Source organism: Parendozoicomonas verongulae (genome assembly GCF_009711465.1).
Classification (GTDB): domain Bacteria; phylum Pseudomonadota; class Gammaproteobacteria; order Pseudomonadales; family Endozoicomonadaceae; genus Sansalvadorimonas; species Sansalvadorimonas verongulae.
In genome coordinates this window covers 19,157-43,035 of the sequence record NZ_SMME01000873.1, presented here as the reverse complement: position 1 = coordinate 43,035, position 23,879 = coordinate 19,157, and the positions used below count along the sequence as shown (strand labels likewise).

22 protein-coding genes and 1 tRNA gene are annotated in these 23,879 nt (G+C 51.6%); 9 read left to right on the top strand and 14 right to left on the bottom strand.

Annotation, left to right across the window (positions count from 1 at the left end):
• Positions 1-17: 17 nt before the first annotated feature.
• Complete coding sequence (locus tag E1189_RS21500) at positions 18-1,577, bottom strand: 2-isopropylmalate synthase (RefSeq protein ID WP_155163224.1); 1,560 nt, start codon at positions 1,575-1,577, stop codon at positions 18-20.
• Positions 1,578-1,734: 157 nt separating this feature from the next.
• Between E1189_RS21500 and E1189_RS21495 the strand changes: the two genes are divergently transcribed.
• Complete coding sequence (locus E1189_RS21495) at positions 1,735-2,322, top strand: YajG family lipoprotein (protein ID WP_155163223.1); 588 nt, start codon at positions 1,735-1,737, stop codon at positions 2,320-2,322.
• On the opposite strand, the gene hemH is transcribed toward E1189_RS21495, so the two are convergent.
• The 7 genes from hemH to hemA form a co-directional block, all read right to left on the bottom strand.
• Positions 2,306-3,337 (bottom strand): ferrochelatase, encoded by a 1,032-nt coding sequence (gene hemH / locus E1189_RS21490; protein WP_329602166.1) that lies wholly within the window; start codon positions 3,335-3,337, stop codon positions 2,306-2,308. The two genes, E1189_RS21495 and hemH, sit on opposite strands and share 17 nt — an antisense overlap.
• A 104-nt stretch (positions 3,338-3,441) precedes the next feature.
• A complete protein-coding gene (nhaA, locus tag E1189_RS21485; RefSeq protein WP_155163222.1) occupies positions 3,442-4,629 on the bottom strand; it encodes a Na+/H+ antiporter NhaA in 1,188 nt (395 codons plus the stop codon).
• Between the two features lie 210 nt (positions 4,630-4,839).
• A complete protein-coding gene (locus E1189_RS21480) occupies positions 4,840-5,739 on the bottom strand; it encodes a polysaccharide deacetylase family protein (RefSeq protein ID WP_155163221.1) in 900 nt (299 codons plus the stop codon).
• Between the two features lie 90 nt (positions 5,740-5,829).
• Entirely contained in the window at positions 5,830-6,573 is a 744-nt protein-coding gene (locus E1189_RS21475; RefSeq protein ID WP_230460583.1) for a HesA/MoeB/ThiF family protein, read from the bottom strand.
• A gap of 8 nt (positions 6,574-6,581) precedes the next feature.
• Entirely contained in the window at positions 6,582-7,433 is an 852-nt protein-coding gene (gene prmC, locus E1189_RS21470) for a peptide chain release factor N(5)-glutamine methyltransferase (protein ID WP_155163220.1), read from the bottom strand.
• Entirely contained in the window at positions 7,433-8,521 is a 1,089-nt protein-coding gene (prfA, locus tag E1189_RS21465; protein ID WP_155163219.1) for a peptide chain release factor 1, read from the bottom strand. The genes prmC and prfA overlap by 1 nt, the downstream gene beginning before the upstream one ends.
• 23 nt (positions 8,522-8,544) lie before the next feature.
• A complete protein-coding gene (hemA, locus tag E1189_RS21460) occupies positions 8,545-9,801 on the bottom strand; it encodes a glutamyl-tRNA reductase (protein ID WP_155163218.1) in 1,257 nt (418 codons plus the stop codon).
• A gap of 204 nt (positions 9,802-10,005) precedes the next feature.
• Here hemA and E1189_RS21455 point away from each other — a divergent pair, with 204 nt between their 5' ends.
• The 6 genes from E1189_RS21455 to pth all read left to right on the top strand — a co-directional run bounded on the left by E1189_RS21455 (position 10,006) and on the right by pth (position 15,437).
• On the top strand, positions 10,006-11,823 hold the full coding sequence (locus E1189_RS21455; RefSeq protein ID WP_196221559.1) for a tetratricopeptide repeat protein: 1,818 nt from the start codon (positions 10,006-10,008) through the stop codon (positions 11,821-11,823).
• A 2-nt stretch (positions 11,824-11,825) separates the two neighbouring features.
• A complete protein-coding gene (lolB, locus tag E1189_RS21450; RefSeq protein ID WP_155163216.1) occupies positions 11,826-12,479 on the top strand; it encodes a lipoprotein insertase outer membrane protein LolB in 654 nt (217 codons plus the stop codon).
• A 281-nt stretch (positions 12,480-12,760) separates the two neighbouring features.
• Positions 12,761-12,835 (top strand) — tRNA-Gln (locus E1189_RS21445).
• Positions 12,836-12,946: 111 nt separating this feature from the next.
• On the top strand, positions 12,947-13,888 hold the full coding sequence (locus tag E1189_RS21440) for a ribose-phosphate pyrophosphokinase (protein WP_329602165.1): 942 nt from the start codon (positions 12,947-12,949) through the stop codon (positions 13,886-13,888).
• Between the two features lie 234 nt (positions 13,889-14,122).
• Positions 14,123-14,740 (top strand): 50S ribosomal protein L25/general stress protein Ctc, encoded by a 618-nt coding sequence (locus E1189_RS21435; protein WP_155163215.1) that lies wholly within the window; start codon positions 14,123-14,125, stop codon positions 14,738-14,740.
• A 97-nt stretch (positions 14,741-14,837) separates the two neighbouring features.
• Entirely contained in the window at positions 14,838-15,437 is a 600-nt protein-coding gene (gene pth, locus E1189_RS21430; RefSeq protein ID WP_329602164.1) for an aminoacyl-tRNA hydrolase, read from the top strand.
• 83 nt (positions 15,438-15,520) lie between these two features.
• Here pth and focA read toward each other — a convergent pair whose 3' ends face one another.
• From focA to E1189_RS21415, 3 genes are all read right to left on the bottom strand, one after another.
• Positions 15,521-16,414 carry a formate transporter FocA gene (focA, locus tag E1189_RS21425; RefSeq protein WP_155163214.1) on the bottom strand — a complete coding sequence of 298 codons (894 nt, stop codon included), beginning with the start codon at positions 16,412-16,414 and terminating at the stop codon, positions 15,521-15,523.
• A gap of 391 nt (positions 16,415-16,805) precedes the next feature.
• Complete coding sequence (locus E1189_RS21420; RefSeq protein WP_155163213.1) at positions 16,806-18,347, bottom strand: hypothetical protein; 1,542 nt, start codon at positions 18,345-18,347, stop codon at positions 16,806-16,808.
• A 57-nt stretch (positions 18,348-18,404) separates the two neighbouring features.
• The gene (locus tag E1189_RS21415) at positions 18,405-19,487 is read right to left on the bottom strand and encodes a hypothetical protein (RefSeq protein WP_155163212.1); all 1,083 of its coding nucleotides are present in this window, start codon (positions 19,485-19,487) and stop codon (positions 18,405-18,407) included.
• A 144-nt stretch (positions 19,488-19,631) separates the two neighbouring features.
• Here E1189_RS21415 and ychF point away from each other — a divergent pair, with 144 nt between their 5' ends.
• Positions 19,632-20,723 (top strand): redox-regulated ATPase YchF, encoded by a 1,092-nt coding sequence (ychF, locus tag E1189_RS21410; protein WP_155163211.1) that lies wholly within the window; start codon positions 19,632-19,634, stop codon positions 20,721-20,723.
• Positions 20,724-20,972: 249 nt separating this feature from the next.
• Positions 20,973-21,428, top strand: a complete 456-nt coding sequence (locus tag E1189_RS21405) for a c-type cytochrome (RefSeq protein WP_196221557.1) — start codon at positions 20,973-20,975, stop codon at positions 21,426-21,428.
• A gap of 20 nt (positions 21,429-21,448) precedes the next feature.
• Here E1189_RS21405 and E1189_RS21400 read toward each other — a convergent pair whose 3' ends face one another.
• From E1189_RS21400 to E1189_RS21390, 3 genes are read right to left on the bottom strand one after another with little or no spacing between them, the layout of a single operon-like run.
• A complete protein-coding gene (locus E1189_RS21400; protein WP_155163209.1) occupies positions 21,449-21,844 on the bottom strand; it encodes a hypothetical protein in 396 nt (131 codons plus the stop codon).
• A gap of 1 nt (position 21,845) precedes the next feature.
• Complete coding sequence (locus tag E1189_RS21395; RefSeq protein ID WP_155163208.1) at positions 21,846-23,507, bottom strand: hypothetical protein; 1,662 nt, start codon at positions 23,505-23,507, stop codon at positions 21,846-21,848.
• A complete protein-coding gene (locus E1189_RS21390) occupies positions 23,452-23,811 on the bottom strand; it encodes a hypothetical protein (RefSeq protein ID WP_155163207.1) in 360 nt (119 codons plus the stop codon). The genes E1189_RS21395 and E1189_RS21390 overlap by 56 nt, the downstream gene beginning before the upstream one ends.
• Positions 23,812-23,879: the final 68 nt, after the last annotated feature.

Sequence of the window (23,879 nt, the reverse complement as noted above, 5' to 3'; positions counted from 1 at the left end):
TTTTGTCTCAAAGCTAATTAAATCGGTCCTGTCTGTGGATTACGCTTCTTCCCGGACTCTAAAAGATTAAGGGCATGAACATACGCCTTGGCTGAAGCTACAATCACATCAGTATCGGAACCATTACCGTTCACAATCCGCCCTTTACGAGCTAAACGTACAGTGACTTTGCCTTGGGAGTCGGTACCACTGGTGATGGCATTTACGCTGTACAGTTCCAGCTGGGCACCGGAACAGGCAATGCCTTCAATGGCTTTGAAGGCGGCATCTACAGCACCGTCCCCTGTGCTGATAATATCATTCGATTCACCGTTCACTAATAGAGTGATGTGGGCCTCTGGGGTGCCGCCCATCTGGGAGTGGATGGTCATAGCTTCCAGCTTGAACACTTCTTCGATATTGCGGGCTTCTGTCACCAGAGCCTGAAGGTCTGCGTCGTAAATATCCCGTTTTTTGTCAGCGAGTTTTTTGAAACGTTTGAAAGTGTCGTTCAGGTGCTCCGGTGTTTCGAAGCTGATTCCCAACTCCTCCATGCGGGTTTTGAAGGCATTACGGCCGGAGAGTTTGCCCAGCACCATTTTGTTGGTGTTCCAGCCGACGTCTTCCGCGTTCATAATTTCATAGGTTTCCCGGTGTTTGAGCACACCATCTTGATGAATACCGGATTCATGGGCGAAAGCGTTGGCACCTACAATAGCCTTATTCGGTTGAACCGGGAAGCCGGTAATACTGGACACCAGTCGTGAAGTGGGAACGATATGTTCACTGGCAATGCGGGTGTCCAGCTGCAGGGAATCCTTACGAGTGCGCAGCCCCATCACAAACTCTTCCAATGATGCGTTACCAGCTCTTTCCCCTAAACCGTTAACCGTACATTCCACCTGTCGTGCACCATTTACAACGGCCGCTAAAGAGTTCGCCACTGCAAGGCCAAGATCGTTATGACAGTGCACTGAGAAAATAGCTTTGTCTGCGTTAGGAATGCGGGTGAGCAGCTGGTGGATGGTTTCACCGAACTCATGGGGCAGTGCGTAGCCTACAGTGTCGGGAATATTGATAGTGCCTGCACCGGCATCAATGGCCTTTTCAATAATACGACAGAGGAAGTCCAGCTCGGAGCGCCCGGCATCTTCGCAGGAGAACTCCACATCAGCACACTGGTTGCGAGCCCGCTTTACCGCATGGACAGCCTGTTCAATCACCTGCTCCGGTTCCATCTGTAGCTTGTACTTCATATGGATGGGCGAGGTGGCAATAAAAGTGTGAATGCGTCCGCTTTCTGCCGGTTTCAAGGCTTCGGCGGCGCGATCAATATCACTGTCCAGTGCACGGGAAAGGCTGCAGACTGTGCTGTTTTTTATGGTGGAGGCGATAGCATGAACAGAATCAAAGTCTCCGGGGCTGGCCATGGCGAAGCCCGCTTCAATCACGTCCACTTGCAGGCGTTCAAGGTTTTTTGCGATGCGCAGTTTTTCGTCCCGGGTCATGGATGCGCCGGGGCTTTGTTCTCCATCCCTGAGAGTGGTGTCGAAAATGACAACACGATCATTGCTACGGGCATCGCGATGACTGGTCATAGGGTTGTCCTGCGGTTGTGTTTTGTTTATCGAGGGACTGACCTCTGCAGAAAGAACTATATCGTCAGCCTGGCTCTTTTGCCAAACCATTGCGAAGATGCAGGGGAGAAGAGACAATTCGCTGATACTTTTCAATACCCCTTGATGAGCATTTGTTATGGTAAGACGTTTATTTTCTTTGAAGGGACTCACCGCTCTGGTGTTTGTCGGTTTGCTGGGTGGTTGTGCTCTCAGCCCTCAGAATGTGACTATTGCGCCGGATGTCAGGCTAGCTGCAGATACAGTGAAGCTGGATGGTCCGGTTACGGTTACAGCTTTTGATGAACGCGTTACTCCCTGGCTGGGCACCCGTGGTGGTGTATATAAGGAGAGCAATCGCATCGGCATTGCCAACAACCTGCAAGATGCTGTGAAGGCCTCTGTGGAAATGGCTCTGGTTGAGCAGGGCATGACACCAGGCAGCTCAACGGATGCTCCTCAGTTTCAAGTGTATGTGGATACGCTGGAGTACAAAGTGCCTGCCAGCAATTATGTGTCCAGGGTGGATTTGAAGGCGGCGATTCGAGTTACCGTGCGTGCTGGCGAGCAGTTCTATCAGGGGGCTTACTCTGCGACAGACAGCAAACGGGTTCTGAAAGCACCCTCGGATGATGATAACACTCAGATGATTAACGAGATTCTCGCCAAGGCCATTGGCCGGGCCTTTGCAGACCCGGGGTTGATGCGCTTTATGGCTCGTCTCTAGATTCTACCCAGTTGGTGAGGGTCTGTGCCCATTGATCATTGTCGTTCAGGCAGGGAATCAGTTGCAGCTCCTCGCCACCGTGGGCGATAAAATCCTCTTTGGCCTGCATGCCAATCTCTTCCAGTGTTTCGAGGCAGTCCACTGTAAACGCCGGACAGATCACCAGTAATCTCTTGATACCTCTTTGGGCTAAATCTCTTACGGTCTGATCGGTGGCCGGTTCCAGCCATTTGGCTTTCCCGAGACGGGACTGGAACGCAAGGCTCCACTTCTCTTCTGCAATACCCGCTGCTTCCACAAACTTCTCGGTGGTTTTGAACACCTGATGGCGATAGCAGGTTTCGTGGGCTTTAGATGGGCGATTGCAGCAGTTTGGGCTCAGGCAGTGGTTGCCCGTCGGGTCATCTTTGCGCACATGGCGCTCAGGTACACCGTGGTAGCTGAACAGAATATGATCCCATTTGTCATTCTTCAGGTCTTCAAAGTAGGGTTGGGCGCCATTTACCAAATCGCGGATGTAGTCCGGGTGCTGGTAGAAGACCGGGTGCACAGTGAGCTTTTGAGACAGATTGTGAGTCTGTATTATGCGCTCGGCTTCGATCACGCAGGTTTTAACGGACGACATAGCATAGTGCGGGTACAGCGGGAGAAGCAGGATTTCCTCGATACCCTCTTTTTGGGAGAGTTTGAGCAGTTCCTGCTCCATAGATGGATTGCCATAGCGCATAGCCAGAGATACAGGAATATCGGTTTTGGATGCGACCTTATCCGCCAGTTTCTGGCTGATAACTTTCAGCGGTGAGCCTTCATTCAGCCATATGCTTTCATAGGCTTCGGCGGATTTTGCAGGCCGTGTGGGCAGCACAAAAGCGCTGACAATCAGCCTGCGAATGGGCCATGGCAAATCAATTACACACGGGTCCATCAGAAACTGGTTCAGATACTTACGCACATCCGCTACGGATGTGGAGTCTGGTGATCCGAGATTGACTAGAAGTACGGCTCTGTTCTTCACATTCTTCTCATATTTCTGTCTTCATTAAGAAAATGCCCACTCTAAGCCCTTTGTAACAACAGCGCTCAGAGCGGGCATTTATTGCCTGCAATTCTACGAAAGAATTACGTGGCTGACAGCTGCTTTGTGTCTCTCACAGCATATTTCAGTACAAAGTAGCCGAAGACTGCTGACATGAAGGAACCCACCAGAATGCCCGCACGGTCAGCAATCAGGTATTCGGCACCAGTTGTCTCGAAGGCCAGAGAGCCAATAAAGAGACTCATAGTGAAACCAATGCCACAGAGGATGGAAACCCCGTAAATCTGCAGCCAGTTTGTGCCCGTAGGCAGGCGAGCATAGCCCAGTTTGATGACCACGGCACTGAACAGGAATACACCCACCTGTTTACCAATGAACAGGCCAGAAATGACACCCAGAGGGCTCGGCTCCAGCAGTCCCTGAATCTGTGTCCAGTTCAGGGCAACACCGGCGTTAGCAAAGGCGAAGATAGGCAGGATAAAGAAGTTCACCCAGCTGTGTAGCTTGTGTTCCAGCTCAACCAGTGGCGAGCGGCCATCTTCATTCAAGGCACGCAGTGGGATGGTGAAAGCGAGGGCAACACCGGCCAGCGTGGCGTGTACGCCAGACTTAAGCACACACGTCCACATAATCACGCCCACAAACATATAAGGGCCCAGTCGTGTGATGCCCGCCCGGTTAAACAGGAACAGTACCACCAGACACATAGATGCCAGCACAATAGAGAGCGTAGATAAGTCAACGGTATAGAACAGGGCAATAATGATGATAGCCCCAAGGTCATCAATAATGGCCAGCGCCATCAGGAAGATTTTCAGGGCTGGAGGAACCCGGGATCCGATGAGTGCCAGCACACCCAGAGAGAAGGCTATATCTGTTGCAGAGGGAATCGCCCAACCTTTGATGGCCACCGGGTTGTCATAGTTCAGCGCGATGTAGAGCAGTGCCGGTACAACCATACCACCTACAGCGGCAACCGCAGGCAGTACAACCTGACTGGGAGTGGAAAGTTCACCGGAAATAAATTCTCGCTTCACTTCCAGACCAATGAGAAGGAAGAACAGCGCCATCAAACCGTCGTTTATCCACAGCAACATAGGTTTAGAGATATCAAAAGAACCCACCGCAACGGTGATGGGAACCGACAGAAGCATGTCGTATAACTTGTTGAGAGGTGTATTCGCTGCCAGCATGGCAAGCGCTGCGGCACCGATGAGCAAGATGCCTACAGAGGTGTCCTTGTGAAGAAAGCGTTGGATTGCCGGAAGCATAGGGTTATTTAAGCACCTTTGTTGCGAATTGTGCTGATGATGTAAGTAAAATGTATAATTCGGTTGCGTCAGATGCCCAAGAGTATCAACAGGGTTTTAGTTTTTAAAGAGAATTTGGTATGTAAGTTGTTGTCCCAGATCAATTTTTGGGGCAGGTGTGAAGGTAGTGTGTAGTTTGTGAGTGCCTGATAAGCATATTCTTTTTATTTGTTAAATCTGGTTTTGCTGCCGCCAATGCTCAGCGATATCGCTTCTTCGGCAAAACCAGACCCCTTTATGATGAAGTGCGTACTCGAGAAACCTTCGCACGCTGCTGGCTCTGCCAGGATGCCCAGAGAGACGGCTGTGCAGGGCGAGCGTCATCATACGGGGAGCCTCGTGGCCTTCCCGATAAAGAGTATCGAAAGCGGCTTTCAAACTGTGCCAGGCATCCTCAGGGGAGTTCCATCCCGGAGACATGGTGTAACGGCAGTCGTTGGTGATCAGAGAGTAGGGAATGACCAGATGGTTGTGCCCTTCTATAGGAACGTAATAAGGGATGTCATCGTCATAGGCATCGGAATCCCAGCTTAAACCATGGTGAAATGCCAACGCGCGGGTATATTGGCTTTTGCGGCCCGTGTACCAGCCTTTGGCTTTCTGGCCAGTCAGCTGTTCGATAACTTGTAGAGTCCGCGCCATATGGCGACACTCGTCTTCTTCCGAAAAGCTGCTGTAGTCCAGCCAGCGCCAGCCATGCCCCGCGATTTCCCAGCCAGCCTGATGAAAGGCTTTTGTCAGCTCAGGGTTACGTTCCAAAGCCAGACCACAGCCGAAAACAGTGGCGGGCACATGAAACTCCTGCAGAGTTCGGATCAGCCGCCATGCTCCAGCCCGTGCACCGTAGTTGAATACAGATTCACAGGAGATATGGCGGTGATGGCTGGGAACAAGGCCGGGAATGTCTGTCAGCCAGGATTCAGACACGCCATCACCGTCCAGCGGGCAGGACTCTGAACCTTCCTCGTAATTCACCACCACACTCACAGCCAGCTGTTTGTTATGGGGCCAGCGAATATTGGGAGGGTTGGCACCGTAGCCGTGGAAGTTGCGGGGGAAGTAATCGGGCATGGGTGCTTATCTTATCCGTCATCAAATGGCGATGAAGATATAGATGAGAAGCACCACACGCGCAATGAAAGTCTCAGTTTAAGGGGCAGGTTAGCTGCTGCAGGTTCTGCACTCTGGATCTTTCGCAAGCCCCATGGTGCGAACATCCATAGTCAGCCCGTCAAAGACCATCAGCTTGCCATCCAGAGGTTTGCCAATGCCGGCAATAATTTTAATAGTTTCTGTTGCCTGCAGTGTGCCAATTACCCCGGTAATGGGGGAAAGTATGCCAGTTTCACTGCAAGACAGCTGTTGCTCATCCACATCGCTGTAAAGGCAGTTGTAGCAGGGGGCCTCCGGTTTGGCGTTAAACACCGCAACCTGACCGTTAAAGCCAGTGGCTGCACCGGAAACCAATGGCTTGCCGTGCTGAACGCAGAAGCTGTTCAGCAGAAAGCGGGAAGGAAAATTATCGGTACACTCAATAACCACTGTCGCATGCTTTACGTGCTCCGCCAGCTCTTCGCCTTTGAGCTTGCGAGTAATAGCGTTTACGTGGGTGTCCGGGTTCAGGGCATGGATGCTTTCGGTGAGTGAGATTACTTTGTCCTTGCCCAGATCGCGGGTAGTGTGAGCAATCTGACGCTGCAGGTTACTGAGATCCACCTGGTCGTGGTCGCAAATAGTCAGTGAACCAACACCTGCTGCGGCAAGGTACAGGGCAACCGGACAGCCAAGCCCGCCAGCACCGATAATCAGCACATTGGCATCCAGAAGTTTCTCCTGCCCGGTAATATCGAACTCAGGCATCATAATCTGGCGACTGTATCGTAACAGCTGGTCGTCGTTCATCATGGTTTTGTTTATATCTCAGAGGAGCGAATCTGCCCCATGGTAATCCGGTCGTGACCGGCTAAATCCTGTACCGTCCGGATGCTGGTAAAGCCGTTGCTTGCGAGGATCTCCCGCACATCTTCACCCTGATGGTAGCCGTGTTCCATCATCAACCATCCACCGTCCCTCAACCAGTGTGGTGATTCACTGCTGATATGGCGGATATCATCCAGACCATCGGCTCCGGACGTAAGTGCACTCAATGGCTCGAAGCGCACATCACCCTGCTGGAGGTGAGGGTCGTTATCAATAATATACGGCGGGTTGCTGACAATTAGATCGAACGATTGCTCAGGAAGCTGTTGAAACCAGCTGCTTTCAATAAATTGAACGCGTTCCAGATTGTTATGTGCCGCGTTCTTTTTTGCCAGCTCCACAGCGTCAGGAACACGATCGCAGCCGTATACCGCCCAGCCAGGGCGTTCACTGGCTAAAGCGAGAGCAATAGCGCCAGTTCCGGTTCCCAGGTCGAGAACCTGCTTAGGTCGGTGGTCGCACAGCTCCAGAGCTTCTTCAACCAGGCATTCAGTATCAGGGCGAGGGATCAAAGTGCTGGGTTCAATCAACAGTTCCAGACTCCAGAACTCCCGCACTCCCGTGAGGTGAGCAATCGGGTGACCTTCCAGACGTTTGTGAAAAAGCTGTTCAAACTGACTGAGCTGGTCACTGGTGAGCTCATATTCCGGATAAGAAAACAGATAACTTCGTGGCTTGTCCAGCACATGGCACAGCAGCAGTTCGAGATCCAGACGGGCAGTGTCGCTGACCTGAGCCAGCTCTGTGGCTCGGGTCAGCAGTTCATCAATTCGGCAGGCTGGCATTAAGAATCCTGAGAAAGGGCAGCCAGCTGTTCAGCCTGATGCTCTGTCATCAGCGGCTCGAGAACCGGAGCCAGATCACCTTCCATTATATCCGGCAGTTTATAGAGGGTGAGGTTGATGCGGTGATCGGTTACCCGACCCTGTGGGTAGTTGTAGGTACGGATGCGCTCGGAACGGTCACCGCTACCCACCAGACTCTTACGGGTGTCGGAAATTTCTTTGGCCGCGGCATCCTGCTGGGCGGTTTTCAAACGGGCACTCAGCAGAGCCATAGCCTTGGCTTTGTTCTTGTGCTGGGAGCGTTCGTCCTGACACTCCACCACAACGCCGGTTGGCAGGTGGGTAATACGAATCGCGGAATCTGTGGTGTTTACATGCTGACCACCGGCGCCGGAGGAGCGGTATGTGTCGATGCGCAGGTCTTCTTTGCGGATATTGATCTCGGCCTGCTCGTCTGGTTCCGCCATGATGGCGACGGTGCAGGCAGAGGTGTGAATACGGCCCTGAGATTCGGTGGCAGGTACACGCTGTACCCGGTGTGCGCCGGACTCAAACTTCAGCCGTGCATACACATCTTCGCCAACCACTCGGGTTATGATTTCCCGGTAGCCGCCGTGTTCGCCTTCGTTGGCGCTGATCACTTCAATCTTCCAGCGGCTGCTTTCCGCATATTTGGAGTACATGCGGAACAGGTCGCCGGCAAAGATCGCAGCTTCGTCACCACCGGTACCAGCACGGATTTCCAGAAACACATTGTTGGCGTCGTCCGGGTCTTTAGGCAGCAACAGGATTTGCAGTTCCTGACTCTGGGTTTCCAGACGCTCAGTCGCTTCGCTGATCTCTTCTTCAGCCAGCTCTTTCATCTCGGCGTCGCCGTCGTCCAGCATGGATCTGGCTTCTTCGAGATCGTCCTGAGTCTGGCGATATTCGCGGAAGCAAACAATTACCGGCTCCAGTTCGGAGTACTCTTTGGAGAGCTTACGGAAACGATTCTGGTCTCCGATCACTTCCGGGTCGCTGAGCAGTGCGCCCAGTTCTTCAAAACGGTCAACCAGACTGTCGAGTCTGGCCAATAATGATTCTTTCATAAATCTCTGTTCTAAAAGGCCGTTTAGTCGGCCTGATCCAGTTCCAGCAGTTCTCTGGCCCAGTTGAGGTGTTCGGTTTTGCCTTCACTGCCCGCCTTACGCATCTGTACGCTGGGGGCGTGAATCAGTTTGTTGGTCAAGCTTCTGGCCAGCAGTTGCAGCACCTGCTCCGGTGGGCGGCCATTGTCCAGCAGGCGCATGGCTTTGGCCAGCTCCTGAGCCTGAATGTTCTCAGCTCGAGAGCGGTAGCTGCGTACCACTTCCACAGCATCAAGGGAGCGCATGTGAGCGAAATATTCATCAGCGCCGGTGATAACAATTTTTTCTGCCTCTATTGCTGCTTCCTGCCGGCTGCGGACATTGTCTTCAATCACTTCCCGCAGGTCATCGACAGTGTAGAGGTAGATGTCTGCAAGTTTACCAACTTCTGGCTCAATATCTCGAGGTACGGCGATATCCACCATAAACATAGGGTTATGGCGGCGCCTTTTCAGTGCACGTTCCACGGCACCCTTACCCAGAATGGGAAGCTGACTGGCGGTGGACGCTATCAGGATATCCGCTTGATAAAGATGTTCAGGGATATCTGCCAGCAGAATTGCATCGCCGTTATACTTGTCTGCCAGTCTCAGGGCACGCTCTAGCGTACGGTTGGCGATAATGATTTTGCCAATACCCTGCTCTTTCAGATGCTTGGCCACCAGTTCAATGGTTTCACCCGCACCAATAAGCAGGGCCGTGTTTTCCTTGAGGTCGGCAAAAATCTGCCGGGACAGGCTGACAGCAGCAAATGCTACCGAAACCGGATTCTCGCCAATAGTGGTATGGGTACGCACGCGCTTGGCCGTGGTAAACACATGCTGGAACATGCGCCCCAGCGGGCCGTGAATAGCGCCAGCTTCCTGGGCAACGGCGTGGGCAGATTTAGTTTGTCCGAGAATCTGGGGTTCACCAAGTACCAGCGAATCCAGCCCGGAAGCAACGCGCATAATATGCCGTACAGCTTCTACATCGTGATGGCTGTAGGCGTGCTCGGCAATATGCGTTGCGCTGGTATGGTGGAAAGCCCCCAGCCACGCAAGCACAGCCTCAGAGCTGGCATTGCCCTGTATGTAAAGTTCAGTTCGGTTGCAGGTGGAAATTATGGCTGCTTCCTGTACACCAGAAACCTGCTGAATATCCTGCAATGCCGGAATAAGTTGCTCTGGTGTGAACGAAACTGTTTCTCTCAGGCTGACCGGCGCTGTTCGGTGGTTAATGCCGACTGCGAGAAATCCCATAATCTACCATTGTGAATGTTATATCTAAGTGTGGATCTGACTAATGTTCATGGGAGCAGTGTCCTGCTGCCCCTGAATTGTCGGGGTGGTGGATTGTCCTATGGATGTGGGATGACTGCAAATCTGTTCTGCGTTTTCCCTTGGGTTGTGTCATCATGAAGCCATTCACCCCTTCACATGCATGTGAGAACAAAACGCTGCCATATGACTGGTTTTAATAAAGGTTCGACTCGGCCACTGTTCCTCAAAATTTTCCGCCTTTGTGGCGTCGCTGCTGCAGGCGCTGTGCTGACCGGTTGTGCGGGTATGAAGCTTCCCGGCAGCCTGCAAACGAACAGTTCAAAACAACTGGCCCCAAAAACGGAGCAATCTGTGACAGCTGAAGAGAGTAGGGCAGAAGTGCCAGTACTTCCTCCCGCATCTTTTGAGCCCGATACGGTTTACGACTTGCTGGTAGCTGAAATGGCTGCTTACGGGCAGCGTTATGACCTGACTTTAGGAAACTATCTGCAACAGGCTCACAAAACGGAAGATCCTGGTTTGGCAGAGCGAGCCTATCAGGTGGCCACTTATCTCAATGCCCGTCAGGCAGCACGGGATGCGGCTCAGCTCTGGATCAAGGTAGACCCTGACAACCCTGCGGCTATTCGTGCACAGGCTGTTGAACAGATTTGGGATAACAAGCTGATTCTGGCAGTGGCTGGCCTGGAGAAAGTGCAGGCAGCCGGCCAGGAAGCACCCTTTATGTTCCTTGCTATTCAGGCCGGTGGAGCAGACGATGAAACCCGTGAGCAGCTGCTGAGTGAATATGAGCGCCTGCTAAAGATATTCCCCGGTACTGCAACCCTGCAAATCGGACAGGCCATGCTGTTGCATCAGCAGGAGCACCCGAATAAAGCACTGAGCTTAGTTAATAAAACCATTCGTGAGCATGGGGAAGATCCTGCCTCTCTGCTATTAAAAGGGCGCCTTTTGAGCGACCTTGATCGGTTGGATGAATCGATTGCCATGCTGTCGGTGGCTGTAAAGAAGTTTCCCAATGCGCCCCGGATCAGGCTGCTTTACGGTCGGCAGTTGGTAAAAAAAGGGGATTTGACCGGTGCCCAGCGGCAGTTTGAAGTGCTGGTGGAGCAGCAACCCCGAAATCCTGAGCTTCTGTTATCTGTTGCTCTTGTGGCTATGGAAAATGGTATGCCGGGAGAAGCAGGGCTTTACTTTCATCGCCTCAGTAAGATTCCTGATCGTGCCAATATTGCCAATTTCTATCTGGGCCGTTTGGCGGAGCAGATGGATGACTGGCGGGAAGGTCGTGAAAGTTATTTGAAGGTCACACCGGGTAAACAGTTTATCCCCGCTTATTCTTCCCTTGTGCGCATGCTGTCTGACCACGATCAGTGGGGCATGGCTCAGCAGGATTTGGCGAATGCTCGTAAGAAGTACCCAGATTACGCCCCTCAATTCTATATGATGGAAGGTGAAGTGTTGCTTGAACAGCAGGGTTACGACGCGGCGGCCAAGGTTTATGACAAGGCTCTGGAAGAGTTTCCAGATAGTATAAACCTGCTTTACTCTCGGGCCATGCTGGCCGAGAAACTGGATGATCTGGCTCGTCTGGAAGTGGAGCTGAACCGCATTCTCAAAATGGACCCGGATAATGCTGCTGCTCTGAATGCGCTGGGTTACACGTTGGCTGATCGCACAGATCGCATTCAAGACGCCCAAAAGCTGGTGGCGCGAGCATACAAGTTAAAGCCCGATGATCCATCGATTATCGACAGCATGGGTTGGGTGGAATACCGGCTGGGCAATTACCAGGAAGCACTTGGCTATCTGCGTCAAGCCTACGAGCTGTTCAACGACGCGGAGGTGGCTGCTCATCTTGGCGAGGTGCTGTGGATGATGGGTGAGCACCATGAAGCCACATCTATCTGGGAAGAGGCTCTGGAGCGTCAGCCCAATAGTGAGGTGTTGAAAGCCACCATTGAGCGCCTGAAATCATCCAGCAAAGACATAACTGAGTAGCTGTGTTGTTGAAACTTTCTTTCCTTCGGGCAGTAAAGACTGCCCTTGTTCTCTCTGTTATCGTGCTGAGTGGGTGTGTTGCCGGGCCGTCAACACGCCCTCCTGAAACCATTCTTTCTAACGAAGCTTTGCAGCAGGCGTGGCAGAATCACTATGCCCAGGCCCATGCAATGACCGATTGGGAGGTAAGAGGGCGTGCAGGTGTTGTGACATCAGAGCAATCGGGGGCAGTAACCATTCGCTGGGAGCGTTCCCCTGATAGTTTCTCTATCTATATGTCTGGCCCGCTGGGACAAACGCTGGCACGTTTGGAAGGTTCCGGTGAATTGGGCAGCGGGCGGCTGGTGACACTGGATGTGCCCGGGGAAAAGAGTGTAACGGCTTCATCGGCTGAAAAGCTGTTATATCGCCAGACTGGCTGGGTTCTCCCGTTCTCTTCGCTGGATTACTGGATGCGGGGCATTCCGGCTCCCAATACGGACTTTGTACGGGTGCTCAACAGTGAAGGGTATCTGGCCGAGCTGGAGCAGAATGGCTGGCAGGTGGTGTATGGCAGTTACAAGGCTGTCGGAAGTGTGCGCTTGCCGTCTCGCATCAAGGCAACCCGGGGGGGCGTACGGGTGATTTTTTCGATTCGGGAATGGGTTCTGCATTGAGGCTGAAGTGTGTAAAGGCGCAGTCTGGCTTCGGTCTTTCTCGGGCGGTTCTCATTTGACACAAAGCCCTGCTGACAGTAAATTAGCGCCGCTTTCGGGAGACGGAATCTTCTGAATTGCTGCAAGGTCAGCTCTCGTATATTGCTGGTAGTTTTTCAGACTCAAAGCAGGTTGCAGAACTCTTGCGAAATTCGTGGTAGTCAGTGTAACCTTCAGCATTCGGGTGCGACAGAATAATAAGACAGACATGGCTTTGCGAAAGATAGTTTGTGAAAGATAGATGGGGTGTCGCCAAGCGGTAAGGCAACGGGTTTTGATCCCGTCATGCGCAGGTTCGAATCCTGCCACCCCAGCCATACTTAGCTCTATCATTCCGTCAATATGTAATACTCCCGAAGTTACCAGGCCTTTAGCGCCCAGCTTAATTAGCGCCTGACTTCACTCAGCAATGATCCAAGGTATTTGTCGTGTCTAAAATGATGGTGTTCGCCGGTAATTCGAACCCGGAGCTTGTACAGAAAGTTGTCGACCATCTCCATATTCCTCTCGGCAAGGCCTCGGTCGGCCGTTTCAGTGATGGTGAAATCGCAGTAGAGATTCAAGAAAACGTGCGTGGTAAAGACGTTTTCATTATCCAGTCGACCTGTGCCCCGACTAACGATAACCTGATGGAACTGCTGGTTATGGCTGATGCCATGCGCCGCTCTTCTGCTCAGCGTGTAACTGCCGTTGTTCCTTACTTCGGCTACGCTCGTCAGGATCGTCGTCCTCGCTCTTCCCGTGTGCCTATCAGTGCCAAGGTTGTTGCCGACATGATTGCCAGCGTAGGTGTTGATCGTGTTCTGACCGTTGACCTGCACGCAGACCAGATTCAGGGCTTCTTCGATATTCCTGTAGACAACATCTACGGCTCTCCAGTACTGCTGGACGATATCGAGCGCCAAGGCTTTGAGAACACCATGATTGTTTCTCCAGACCACGGCGGTGTGGTACGTGCCCGTGCATTTGCCAAGCACCTGAACACCGATCTGGCCATCATCGACAAGCGTCGCCCTGAAGCCAACCGTGCGGAAATTATGAATATCATCGGTGATGTTGAAGGCCGTACCTGTATTCTGGTTGATGACATGGTTGATACCGCTGGCACCCTGTGCATGGCTGCCAAGGCTTTGAAGGCCAAAGGCGCTATCAAGGTTGTTGCCTATGCCAGCCATCCTGTACTGTCTGGCCGTGCTCTGGAAAACCTGGCGAACGCCGAGCTGGACGAGCTGGTTATCACCAATACCATCCCTCTGAGCCCGGCAGCTCAGGCTGTGGATCAGATCCGCGCTCTGGACATGTCTCCTCTGATTGCTGAATCTGTACGCCGTATCAGCAATGCCGAATCCATCAGTGCAATGTTTCGATAAGCTATGTTTCGATAAGGCATGCTGACAGCACCGGATTCCGGAATCTGAAAGCCCGCTCCTGCTTTAGCAGGGGCGGGCTTTCTATTTTTCGGTACTGGAAAACCGCAGCAATTTCCGCAAAGAAATCTATCCTTAGCGTTTGGCAAATCTGCGGTTAGTCGTTATTATACGCCGCTTGCTTTTTCGGGTGGATCTGGTCGCGGGTCTGCCCATTACTCAAAATTGGAGACAATCATGTCTGAATTTGCTATCGACGCTGTAGCGCGTAAAGACGTAGGGAAAGGTGCGAGCCGCCGCCTGCGCCACGCGGATCTGGTACCTGCCATCATTTACGGTGGTGAAGCTGCTCCTGTACAGGTTACTCTGGAAGGTAAAGCTGTTCGTAAGGCTCTGGAAGCTGAAGGTTTCTACTCTCAGGTTATCAACCTGAACGTAGACGGCACTGTTCAGCAGGCCATCCTGAAGGATGTACAGCGTCATCCTGCTCGTGGCGACGCCATGCACATGGATTTCCTGCGTGTTGATGCGGCTCACGAAGTGACCACAACTGTATCTCTGCACTTCATCAACGAAGAAACTTCTGTTGGTGTAAAGGCTGGTGGTGCTGTTGCTCACAACCTGCAGGAAGTAGAAGTACGTTGTCTGCCTTCTGCTCTGCCTGAGTTCATCGAAGTCGATATGGCTGCTGTTGAGATGGGCGCTTCCCTGCACCTGTCCGACCTGGTTGTACCTGCTGGCGTTGTTCTGACTCAGCTGGCTCACGGTGAAGATCACGATCTGCCAGTAGTGAGCATTAATGCTCCTCGCGGTGCAGAAGAAGCTGAAAGCGAAGAAGCCGAAGGCGAAGAGTAAAAGTACCCGGCCACACATAAGCGTATATTATCAGAAATAAACGTTTACATGTGACCGTGCACTGAAAACCAATAACTGGCATTGAGGCAGGATACTCGTGGCTAAGGCAGCAGATGCTTCCATAGAATTGATTGTTGGTCTGGGTAACCCCGGCCGGGAATACGACGATACACGCCACAATGCCGGCGTCTGGTTTATTGAAGAACTGGCTCGCTCCGGCGGTGCCACTCTTCAGCCCGAGAAGAAATTTCACGGGCTGACAGCACGGATTTCTCTGCAAGGCAGGGAAGTCCGTCTGCTCTTTCCGACCACCTTTATGAACAAGAGTGGTCAGGCGGTCGCTGCCATGGCGAATTTTTACCGCATCCCTCCCGAAAATATTCTTGTTGCCCATGATGAGCTGGACATTCCAGTGGGGACTGCCCGTTTGAAACAGGGCGGTGGTCATGGTGGTCACAACGGCCTGCGAGACATCATCAGCAGTCTCGGCAATAACAAGAACTTCTACCGTTTACGTATTGGTATCGGGCACCCGGGCGACAGCAGCAAGGTTGTTGGCTACGTACTGAATAAACCATCTCGTGAAGACGATCGTAAAATCCGTGAAGCTATTGATGAGTCCGCTCGCGTGATGCCAGAAGCCATGGGTGGCTCCTGGGCGAAGGCTGTACAGCAGCTGCATACCTTTTCTGCCTGATTTTCTTATGCGCCTGAGTGCGGGATAAAAGAAAAGCCGCAACTCAGTGAGTGCGACTTTCTAAAAGCAAGCTAATCAGCAGATCAGGCAGTACGTACCTTTCCGTTAGCAACCGCTTCTTTCTTGTTATCGTTGCGCAGGAAGACAAACCAGTTGCCCAGGCCAACAAACACGGCACCGCCAACAATGTTGCCCAGAGTAACAGGCAGTTCGTTCTTCAGCAGGAAGTTGCTGACAGTCAGTTCTGCAAAGTCCGCAGGAACGTGGCCTATGCCTGCCCAGAATTCTGGCGTGGCAAAGTGCTGGATAGCGATCCCCATTGGGATCATAAACATGTTGGCGATGCTGTGCTCAAAGCCGGTGGCAACGAACATGGCAACGGGGAACAGCATGGCCAGAATCTTGTCACCGGTGCTGCGGCAGGAGAACGTCATCCATACAGCCAGACATACCAGCAGATTACACATAACACCAAGGATGAATGCTTCAAAGAAGGTGTGGTGAAGTTTGTGGCTGGCAATCTTCAGTGCTGTCAAACCCCACTGGCCACTGTCGCCCATATACACCTTGCCTTGCCAGATCATCCATACAAAGAACACGCCCCCCACGAAGTTACCCAGGTAAACGCGGACCCAGGTGCGCAGCATTTGCGGTGTGGTGATGCGACGGGATGCCCAGGCAGTGGAGGTGAGTACAGTGGAAGTGAAGAGTTCAGCTCCCATAATCACACAAAGAATTAAACCAAGGCTGAAGCACAGTGCGCCTACAAGTTTGGCCATGCCCCAGGGCATGCTGCTGGAACCGGTTACAACAGTGATATAGAAGACAAATGCGATAGCGATGAAAACGCCACCAAAGATTGCCAGAGTGAAAGACGACACAGGGTCTTTAGAAGCTTTGTAAACGCCAACATCAACAGCTTTCTTCGCCATGGCGGCGGGGCTGAGATCGTTAAAGTTGTTGGTTTCAGAGCTCATACGCAAGAAAGTCCTCGCAATGGGTTGTTGACTCGAATCCGAAGATCGAGAAGTGTGTGAAATAGGGGTATTGAAAGGTGATTAGGCTATGACACTCATTAAACAATCAGGAATGAGATAGGCTAAATACCCTTGGTGCTATAAAAGTAGTTATATATGGGTGGGTAAAAAATACTGGGTTTCCCTGATGCATGAAACACAAAACCTACGAGGAGATGATATCTGTCAAGGAATCCGTCGCTTTAAGTGGTGACTGCTGATGTTCTACTTTTTTAGCAGTCCTGGAGTTCATTTACCGTGTCGATTTTCGTAAGTTTTTATATTCATGTTTTACGCAATCTTTATAAATAGTGATTGTGACTGTCCGTGAAAGTGTGAATACGTACTTGGGTTAAAATTGGCGGATAACCTGCCGCCCCTTCACCTTAACCTTATATTCATAAATACCTTCATAGCGGGTTCCGGGCTCATGGACGCTGAACGTGAGAGTGATCTCCTGCCCGGCCATCTGAGCGGGGAGCCGAATGGAAGAGCGATAGTCTTCTGTACGGCTGTCAAAGTTCAGGGGGAAGTCTTTCAGCCAGGGTTCTGCCATTACGTCTATAGAAATGGAGAGGTTGACGCGAATATTCCTGTGGGGACGACCACCCCGTTTAATCTCCACCACCGGCACCAGGGGCAGGGCTGTGGTCAGGTTATTGCCCATATATCCCAAAGACATAATCATACCATTGAGAAAGGTGGGGCTTTTCAACCAGGTTGGCTGATCTGTGTCACTCTCTTCCATCTTTTCACCAGCACCACCTGTCATGGTTACGGGGGGCATCATGGGAAGAGCGGAGGACGCTTCTAAAGACATAGGTTCCTGAGTTGTGGCTGGCATGTTTGCCCACTGGCCACGCTCGTTTACTCCATTGCGGCTGAAGGCAATATATATACCGTTGGGAGGAAGGCTGGAAAAACCATTAGCAGGGTTTGGTCCGGTCACAATAACCTGCCAGAGGCCCGCCTCGTCGCTGAGGTTGAGAAGCAGACTTTCCGGCCTATCCTGATCCGAGGAAGGTAAGTCCCCCGCCCAGGAGAACATTAAGAGAGTGTCTTCCTTTTCAGGTATTAAAGAAGGGCTGCCAAGATGGCTTTTCAGCATCGTCAACAGTTGGTTGAGCAGGAAACGTCCTTTGGTATTGATACTTGCGGCTGATGTCTGAGCTTCGGGCTTTATCTCGTTCAACATGGACAAGGTGCACTGGCGCTCGGAAACAGGCTCTCCAGCACAGGTACGCTTTCTGACATTGTCAGGGAGAGCAGTTAAAGCCTGAATCAACGGGAGGGTGGTTTGTCCCAGAGCCATCTCTCCGACGGACTCTCGCCAGCGAACAAAGGGGTAATGAACGTTCGGTGTACTGAGGTCGGGCTTCGGAGCAGGAGGAACCTGGCTGGGCCATTGAGCCATAGTCAGCTGGTTAATCATCCATTGATTCCCGGCCGCGATAAGTTCAAGGGAAAAGGTTGGCCCCTGAATCCGGAACATACGACTGCCCTCAACATCCTGAATCATCAGCCTTACAGGCATAATGGCGTCGGGGCTTTGCATTTCCTCCTGCACTTTTTGCAGGCGTATCAAATGGCTGAAGCGAAGATATCCGAGAGGACTCAGGGCTGTAGATGCGAAGCTGTGAACGGCCATGAGTTGTTGCGGGTTGAGGGAGCTGAGCATCAGGCCATCAGGCATCTGGCTGAGCTCCGCCGGGGAGAACCATGCGGCCAGCTGATCAAACTGCTCGCTCAGCCTTGAGTGCCACATTTGCAGACTTTGGCGCTTTAGCTCAACCACCAGGTCATCCTGACCTTTGGCAGCCATTGCCCCTGTCAGGACAAACACCGCTATAGCTGCAGAGAGGTATCGTGTGTAATGCAATAACCAGTGTTTCATGTCAAACCTGCACAAACGTGACCAATGAACAGGTTATCGGCATGGCACTATGGGGGCTTAGTTCAACATATCCCACTCATCTCTGGCTTTGACTGTGTACTCTTTTAGGACCTCCATTGTGATTTCACCATCGAAGGCCTGAAAGCCGATAACACCATCTCTTTCTCTGGCCCAGCTCTCAAAGGCTTCAACGGAGTCATCTTCGCTCTCCTCCATAAACTCTATAACCAGCTTCTGGATGTTTGTTTCGATAGTGGCTGTTTTATCCAGTTCAGGGTCCTTAAAGTCAGGGCCAATGTTTTCCATATCAATACCAAGCATTACGGTATTAAAGGCTGTTTGTGCGTGAGCTATCTGTGCTTCATGGCAAGGGTGCTTACTGGAGAGTAAAGCCAGCAACCCTTCCCGGGCTTTTTCTGCATTTTCCGGCTTGTTAATTTCCCCCAGCATATAGGCAACGCTGTCCAGAGCGGTGCTGGCCAGGTCCGGAGTGGTGGGATCATCTTTCCGGGTGAAGTGGAAGAACAATCCGTATTTCTGGTTCAAAACTTTCTGCTTTTGAGTCAGGGTCAGATCAGGGTTATGGAGTGTTTCCTTGCAGTCATCAAGGTGCCTGAGAGCTGTTTCATAGGTAGCAAGACGTGAGTGAAGAACCTCATTATCTCCCTCGTTTTCAGGCATAAGGCGCCAGAGGGTATCAAAATCAATATCCGAATCGTTGCGAGCTGTGTTGAAAGAGGTCTCTGCCATTTCGACACTATCGTCCACGACCAGAGGGGCGCTACCCATGGGTGATGAGCTGGGCACCAGGTTATGAATGGCTATTTTTTCTGCTGACCGGAGAAAGGGAAAGACGTCTTTGTCAACGAGGGCCACAACCCGCTCTCTGAGAGGCGTATCGGTATTTGATGTTTGCAGGTAGTCGTGGGCTTGTCTGTAAAGCATATGACAGCTGTTCCTGTGGAAAAGAGAGTTGATCAGGAACCGCTTCAAAGACCATTGTTGCGTGGCTTCGACAACAACTCTCCCGTTCACCTCGGAGAATTGTAACTTGCCAATATTTCCTTCTGCCTGATCCAGTTGGTTGAGATTGAGCACAAGAGCCTGTGCTCTCGACAGTGGAGTATCAGTGGCTGGCATTGCTATTCCTCCCTGAATTTGCAGTTTATGAAGAAAGTGTATATGCAATCCGGCATCCTGCGGGTGAGTGCTGCATTTTGCGCTATCCCAAACCTCTGTATAATCTGCGCCTTTGATTTTTCGAATTCCAGACAGGACAACATCATGGGTTTTAATTGCGGCATCGTCGGTTTGCCTAATGTGGGTAAATCCACTCTGTTCAACGCCCTGACCAAAGCGGGCATTGATGCCGAGAACTTCCCTTTCTGTACCATTGAACCCAACGCTGGCATTGTGCCAATGCCTGACCCTCGCCTGACCAAGCTGGCTGAGATTGTCAGCCCAGAGCGTGTTCTGCCCACAACTATGGAATTTGTGGATATTGCAGGACTGGTGGAAGGGGCTTCCAAAGGTGAAGGTCTGGGTAACCAGTTTCTGGCCAACATCCGTGAGACCGATGCCATCGCCCACGTAGTGCGCTGTTTCGAGAACGACAACGTGATTCACGTTGCTAACCGCATCGACCCCATTGCTGATATTGAAATCATCAACACCGAGCTGGCTCTGGCAGACCTGGACAGCTGCGAAAAGCAGCTTAAGCGTGTTGTGCGTGTTGCCAAGAGTGGTGACAAGGATGCCAAGGCTCAGGTGGCACTGCTGGAGAAAATCATTCCGGCTCTGGAAGAAGGTCGCCCGGCCCGGGCACTCGAGCTGAACGATGCCGAACAGGCACTGATGAAGCAACTGTTCCTGCTGACCTCCAAGCCCACCATGTACATCGCTAACGTGGATGAAGACGGCTTCGAAGATAATCCATATCTGGACAAGGTATGTGAACTGGCTGCTGCGGAAGGATCTGTGGTTGTGCCCGTGTGCAACAAGCTGGAAGCAGAAATTGCCGAGCTGGACGACGAAGAGAAGGGCGAATTTCTGGCAGACCTGGGCATGGAAGAGCCCGGTCTGGATCGAGTGATCCGTGCTGGTTACGAGCTGTTGAATCTGCAAACCTATTTTACTGCAGGCGTTAAGGAAGTACGTGCCTGGACAGTGAAAGTAGGGGCTACCGCTCCTGAAGCTGCGGGGGTTATTCACACCGACTTTATGCGTGGTTTTATCCGCGCGGAAGTGACTTCTTACGATGACTTCGTAAAATTCAATGGTGAAAAGGGTGCGAAAGAGGCTGGCTGCCTGCGACTGGAGGGTAAGGAATACATCGTGAAAGATGGCGATGTCATGCACTTCCGCTTCAACGTTTAATTATTTTTCCATGGCCTCCTGTTTCAGGAGGCCATTCTTAAGTACCCGGATCATTGCTTTCGCATAGTCTGGCGGCGTCTTTTTCCGCCCTTGCTGCGTCACAACTCTGGTTACGTAGCGGGCTACGCTCCCGACGTTATTCGCCGTCTTCCCGTGTCACCCTTTGAACCTTTTCCATAAAGGGCTATGCTGAGTTTGCCTGAAAAATAAAACCACAATAACACTGCAATACTGCCAATGAGACGCTCTATGACATTCAAGAAACTTATTCCTTATGCTGCAGCTGCTGCATTCGTGAGTGTGTCTGCTCACGCCATGGATTTTGCTAAGGATGAAGACGCCGTTAACCTGCGCAAAGCGCATATGGATCTTGTAGGTACTTACTTTGGTGATATGGGGGCGATGATTAAAGGCAAAAAGCCCTTTGATGCTGCTCAGTTCCAAAGTAATGCAGACAGGCTGGCTGTTGTCACCCAATGGTCCGGCGAAGGATTTGAAGGCAAGCACCTGACATCTGACTCAAAAGCAAAGCCAGAAATCTGGGAAAATAAAGCCGAATTCGACAAGTTGATGAAAGCGTTTTCTGAAAAGGCCGGTAAGCTCAAAATCGCTTCTGCCAGCGGTGTTATGAAAGACAGTATTCCAGCGTTCAAAGAAGTGGCAGACAGTTGTGGCTCTTGCCATAAAAAATTCAAGAACAAGTAACTTTTGCTACTGCAAGAGGGTTAGAACTTCTTGGTTCTGACCCTCTTGTTTTTCGGCGAGCTTTTCTTAAGCGGTTTGGGTGCGTGTGCCTTGATCGTCTGAATCGCAGAAAACAGTGTGTCCAAATCCTGTCTGTAATTGACCAGCGCCTTGCATAGCTCCGGTTTGTTGTTTTGCAGATCTTTGGAATCGATTTGACTCAGTTCATCCACTGAGTTTGTATGCTGCTGAAGTTCTTTCAGGCTTTGATCCGCTTTTAGCTGCAGGGCGATTAAGTCATCAGGAAGGGAGTTATTCACCGAGGTTGAGGAAGGGGGCAGGCCAGATATTTCAAACAGGGCATTGATATCGTCAAAATGCTTTTTGTAGTACTTGAAAACCCGCTGGGCAGAACGCCCGATATCTGCAGCCGCCATGTTAATCCCTTAATTGCTTCAGTTGTGTTTCAAGACCCTGAATCTGCCCTTTCAATATATCTGCGGCCGGCCTGTGAAAAACAGCTATGAATGGGTTTCTTTTCATCATGCCTTCAAGGTTTAATAGCTTTTCCTTTAAATTTCCAAGCTGATCGAGCAGTTTGATCTCCTGTGCACGTTGTGGGCTGGGTGCATGACCGGCTTCCTGAATTCTGTTCAGTTCTGCTCTGATATTGTGTTCATGGTTCTGAAGCTTGGTAAGACGATCTCTGGCTTGCGGGTGAGTGATCTGAAAGAACGGGTTGCGCATCGCCTCATCCAGCTTTTTAATTTCACCCTGTGCATGACGTAACTCGTCGAAGAGCTTTACAAAGCGTACTTCGTTTTTGGTTTTTGCGGCAGCTTCTGCCCTGGCTGCTTCATCGGCTTTTGAGGTGTCTGGTGGTGGCATTATGCCTCCAACCTTACCAAGAAAGTCAAAAGGCCCCCTTAAAGGTGGCTTGAAGGGGGCTGGCGTGGTGGTTGGCCAATCTACGGGTTTACTCTGCAGACCCAGCTCCCGTGCCAGAACACGTTGCTCGACAATTTCCGGAAAGTTGTTGGTTGCCAGACTTAATGCATTTGTGCCCTGACGTGTTTCTATTTCTTCGAGCTTATTGAGCAGTTTGCTGGCATTTTTGCCCAGCCCATACTCCTCTGCCAGTTTGACGTAGCCGGAGAGGTCGGTGTCCACATAGGCGGCAGCCAGCTTAAGGCTTTGGGGTTGAGTCAGACCATACTCTTTGCCTGCTGCAAAAATCTGGTTTTGTATGGACGTATCTTTAGTGAAGCGCCGGAGCTTCTCCAGGGAAATCACCGGACTTTTGCCAATTTCAGTGAGAGATCGGCTTACTTCGGGGAGAACCTCTTTCAGTTGCGCCTTGCTCAGCCCTTCTTTCTCGCCAATAGCGGCAAAGGCTGCTGAATCTTTGGTGACCACAGCATTGGCCAGATCATTAAACAGTGGCGGTGAGAGGTTAAGGGTTTTGGCGGCTTTATTCATCTCGACAGAGAGCTCAGTGTTAACTGTGCGAGCCGCATCCCCAAGAAGTGCATCAAGCTCAGAGGTGGAGAGGTCGTACCGTTTTCCCACCGCCTCTAAGCCTCGCAGCAGGTGTTCTGCTTTTTTTTGAGGGACTCCGGTAGCCTCAGCCAAAGCTATAAATCGATCCACTTCATTATGTGTGAGTGCGCCCAGATCGACGACCAGTGAAGCGGGCAGGTTGATAGCTTTGGAGGTGGCCAGTCGACTGACATCGTCCAATACAAGAGTGGGCTGGATCTCTTTGGCAATCAGTGAATGATCACCTTGTATCTGGGCAAATAGCTCAGCCAACCCTGTTTTTAGCTGCTCAGCAACTGAACTGTCCGGTGGAATATCCAGTTTTCCCAACTGATAAAAGTAGTGAGCATCGTTTCCGGAGGCTTTAGCATGAGCCAGCTTTGCTATATCTGCTTTACCAAGGCTGAGTGTACGGCCCAATGTATCCAGGCCTTCTTTCAGGGCCGTTTTTTGATCTGCACTCAGTGGTAAAGGTGCTGGTGGTGGTTCAGTGCCTTCCTCAAGGTTAGGTTTCTCCGTGGGAGGTTGGGGAGCGAGTGGTGTTGTATCGGGCTCCACCACGGTTTGTCTTCTTGATCTGCGCCATCTGCAGATCTGAGCCAGGCTTTTGCACCGGTGCTTGTTGAGAAGTGGCAGGGCCGCCTTTGAGTTTATTCAGCCACTGTTGAAGCTGTTGGAGGTCATTGCTGACAGGCTGGCTGTTAAAGCTGTTGATGTTGCGCAGGATACGCCCGGCCTGCCCCAGTTTTCCCTGGGGAGGCTGCTGACTATTACCAACCGCAGGTTGTTTGACCCGAGGCTGTTGAGGTTGAGTCTGTGGGCCAAGAGGGCGAACACCGCCACCTCCACCGACGTTCATGGACATTCCTGTCTCCCGAGTATTTGTCGCCCAACACATTGAGCGACATCAGGGGCTTAAGTACCCGGATCATT

Coding starts and splice junctions, on each gene's coding strand:
- E1189_RS21415 (WP_155163212.1), bottom strand. CDS start 19,487: ATGCCAGCCACTGATACTCCACTGTCGAGAGCACAGGCTCTTGTGCTC.
- E1189_RS21435 (WP_155163215.1), top strand. CDS start 14,123: ATGTCTGAATTTGCTATCGACGCTGTAGCGCGTAAAGACGTAGGGAAA.
- E1189_RS21400 (WP_155163209.1), bottom strand. CDS start 21,844: ATGGCGGCTGCAGATATCGGGCGTTCTGCCCAGCGGGTTTTCAAGTAC.
- E1189_RS21500 (WP_155163224.1), bottom strand. CDS start 1,577: ATGACCAGTCATCGCGATGCCCGTAGCAATGATCGTGTTGTCATTTTC.
- prfA (WP_155163219.1), bottom strand. CDS start 8,521: ATGAAAGAATCATTATTGGCCAGACTCGACAGTCTGGTTGACCGTTTT.
- E1189_RS21420 (WP_155163213.1), bottom strand. CDS start 18,347: ATGAAACACTGGTTATTGCATTACACACGATACCTCTCTGCAGCTATA.
- E1189_RS21455 (WP_196221559.1), top strand. CDS start 10,006: ATGACTGGTTTTAATAAAGGTTCGACTCGGCCACTGTTCCTCAAAATT.
- ychF (WP_155163211.1), top strand. CDS start 19,632: ATGGGTTTTAATTGCGGCATCGTCGGTTTGCCTAATGTGGGTAAATCC.
- E1189_RS21390 (WP_155163207.1), bottom strand. CDS start 23,811: ATGTCCATGAACGTCGGTGGAGGTGGCGGTGTTCGCCCTCTTGGCCCA.
- E1189_RS21495 (WP_155163223.1), top strand. CDS start 1,735: ATGGTAAGACGTTTATTTTCTTTGAAGGGACTCACCGCTCTGGTGTTT.
- E1189_RS21475 (WP_230460583.1), bottom strand. CDS start 6,573: ATGATGAACGACGACCAGCTGTTACGATACAGTCGCCAGATTATGATG.
- E1189_RS21405 (WP_196221557.1), top strand. CDS start 20,973: ATGACATTCAAGAAACTTATTCCTTATGCTGCAGCTGCTGCATTCGTG.
- hemA (WP_155163218.1), bottom strand. CDS start 9,801: ATGGGATTTCTCGCAGTCGGCATTAACCACCGAACAGCGCCGGTCAGC.
- prmC (WP_155163220.1), bottom strand. CDS start 7,433: ATGCCAGCCTGCCGAATTGATGAACTGCTGACCCGAGCCACAGAGCTG.
- nhaA (WP_155163222.1), bottom strand. CDS start 4,629: ATGCTTCCGGCAATCCAACGCTTTCTTCACAAGGACACCTCTGTAGGC.
- focA (WP_155163214.1), bottom strand. CDS start 16,414: ATGAGCTCTGAAACCAACAACTTTAACGATCTCAGCCCCGCCGCCATG.
- E1189_RS21480 (WP_155163221.1), bottom strand. CDS start 5,739: ATGCCCGATTACTTCCCCCGCAACTTCCACGGCTACGGTGCCAACCCT.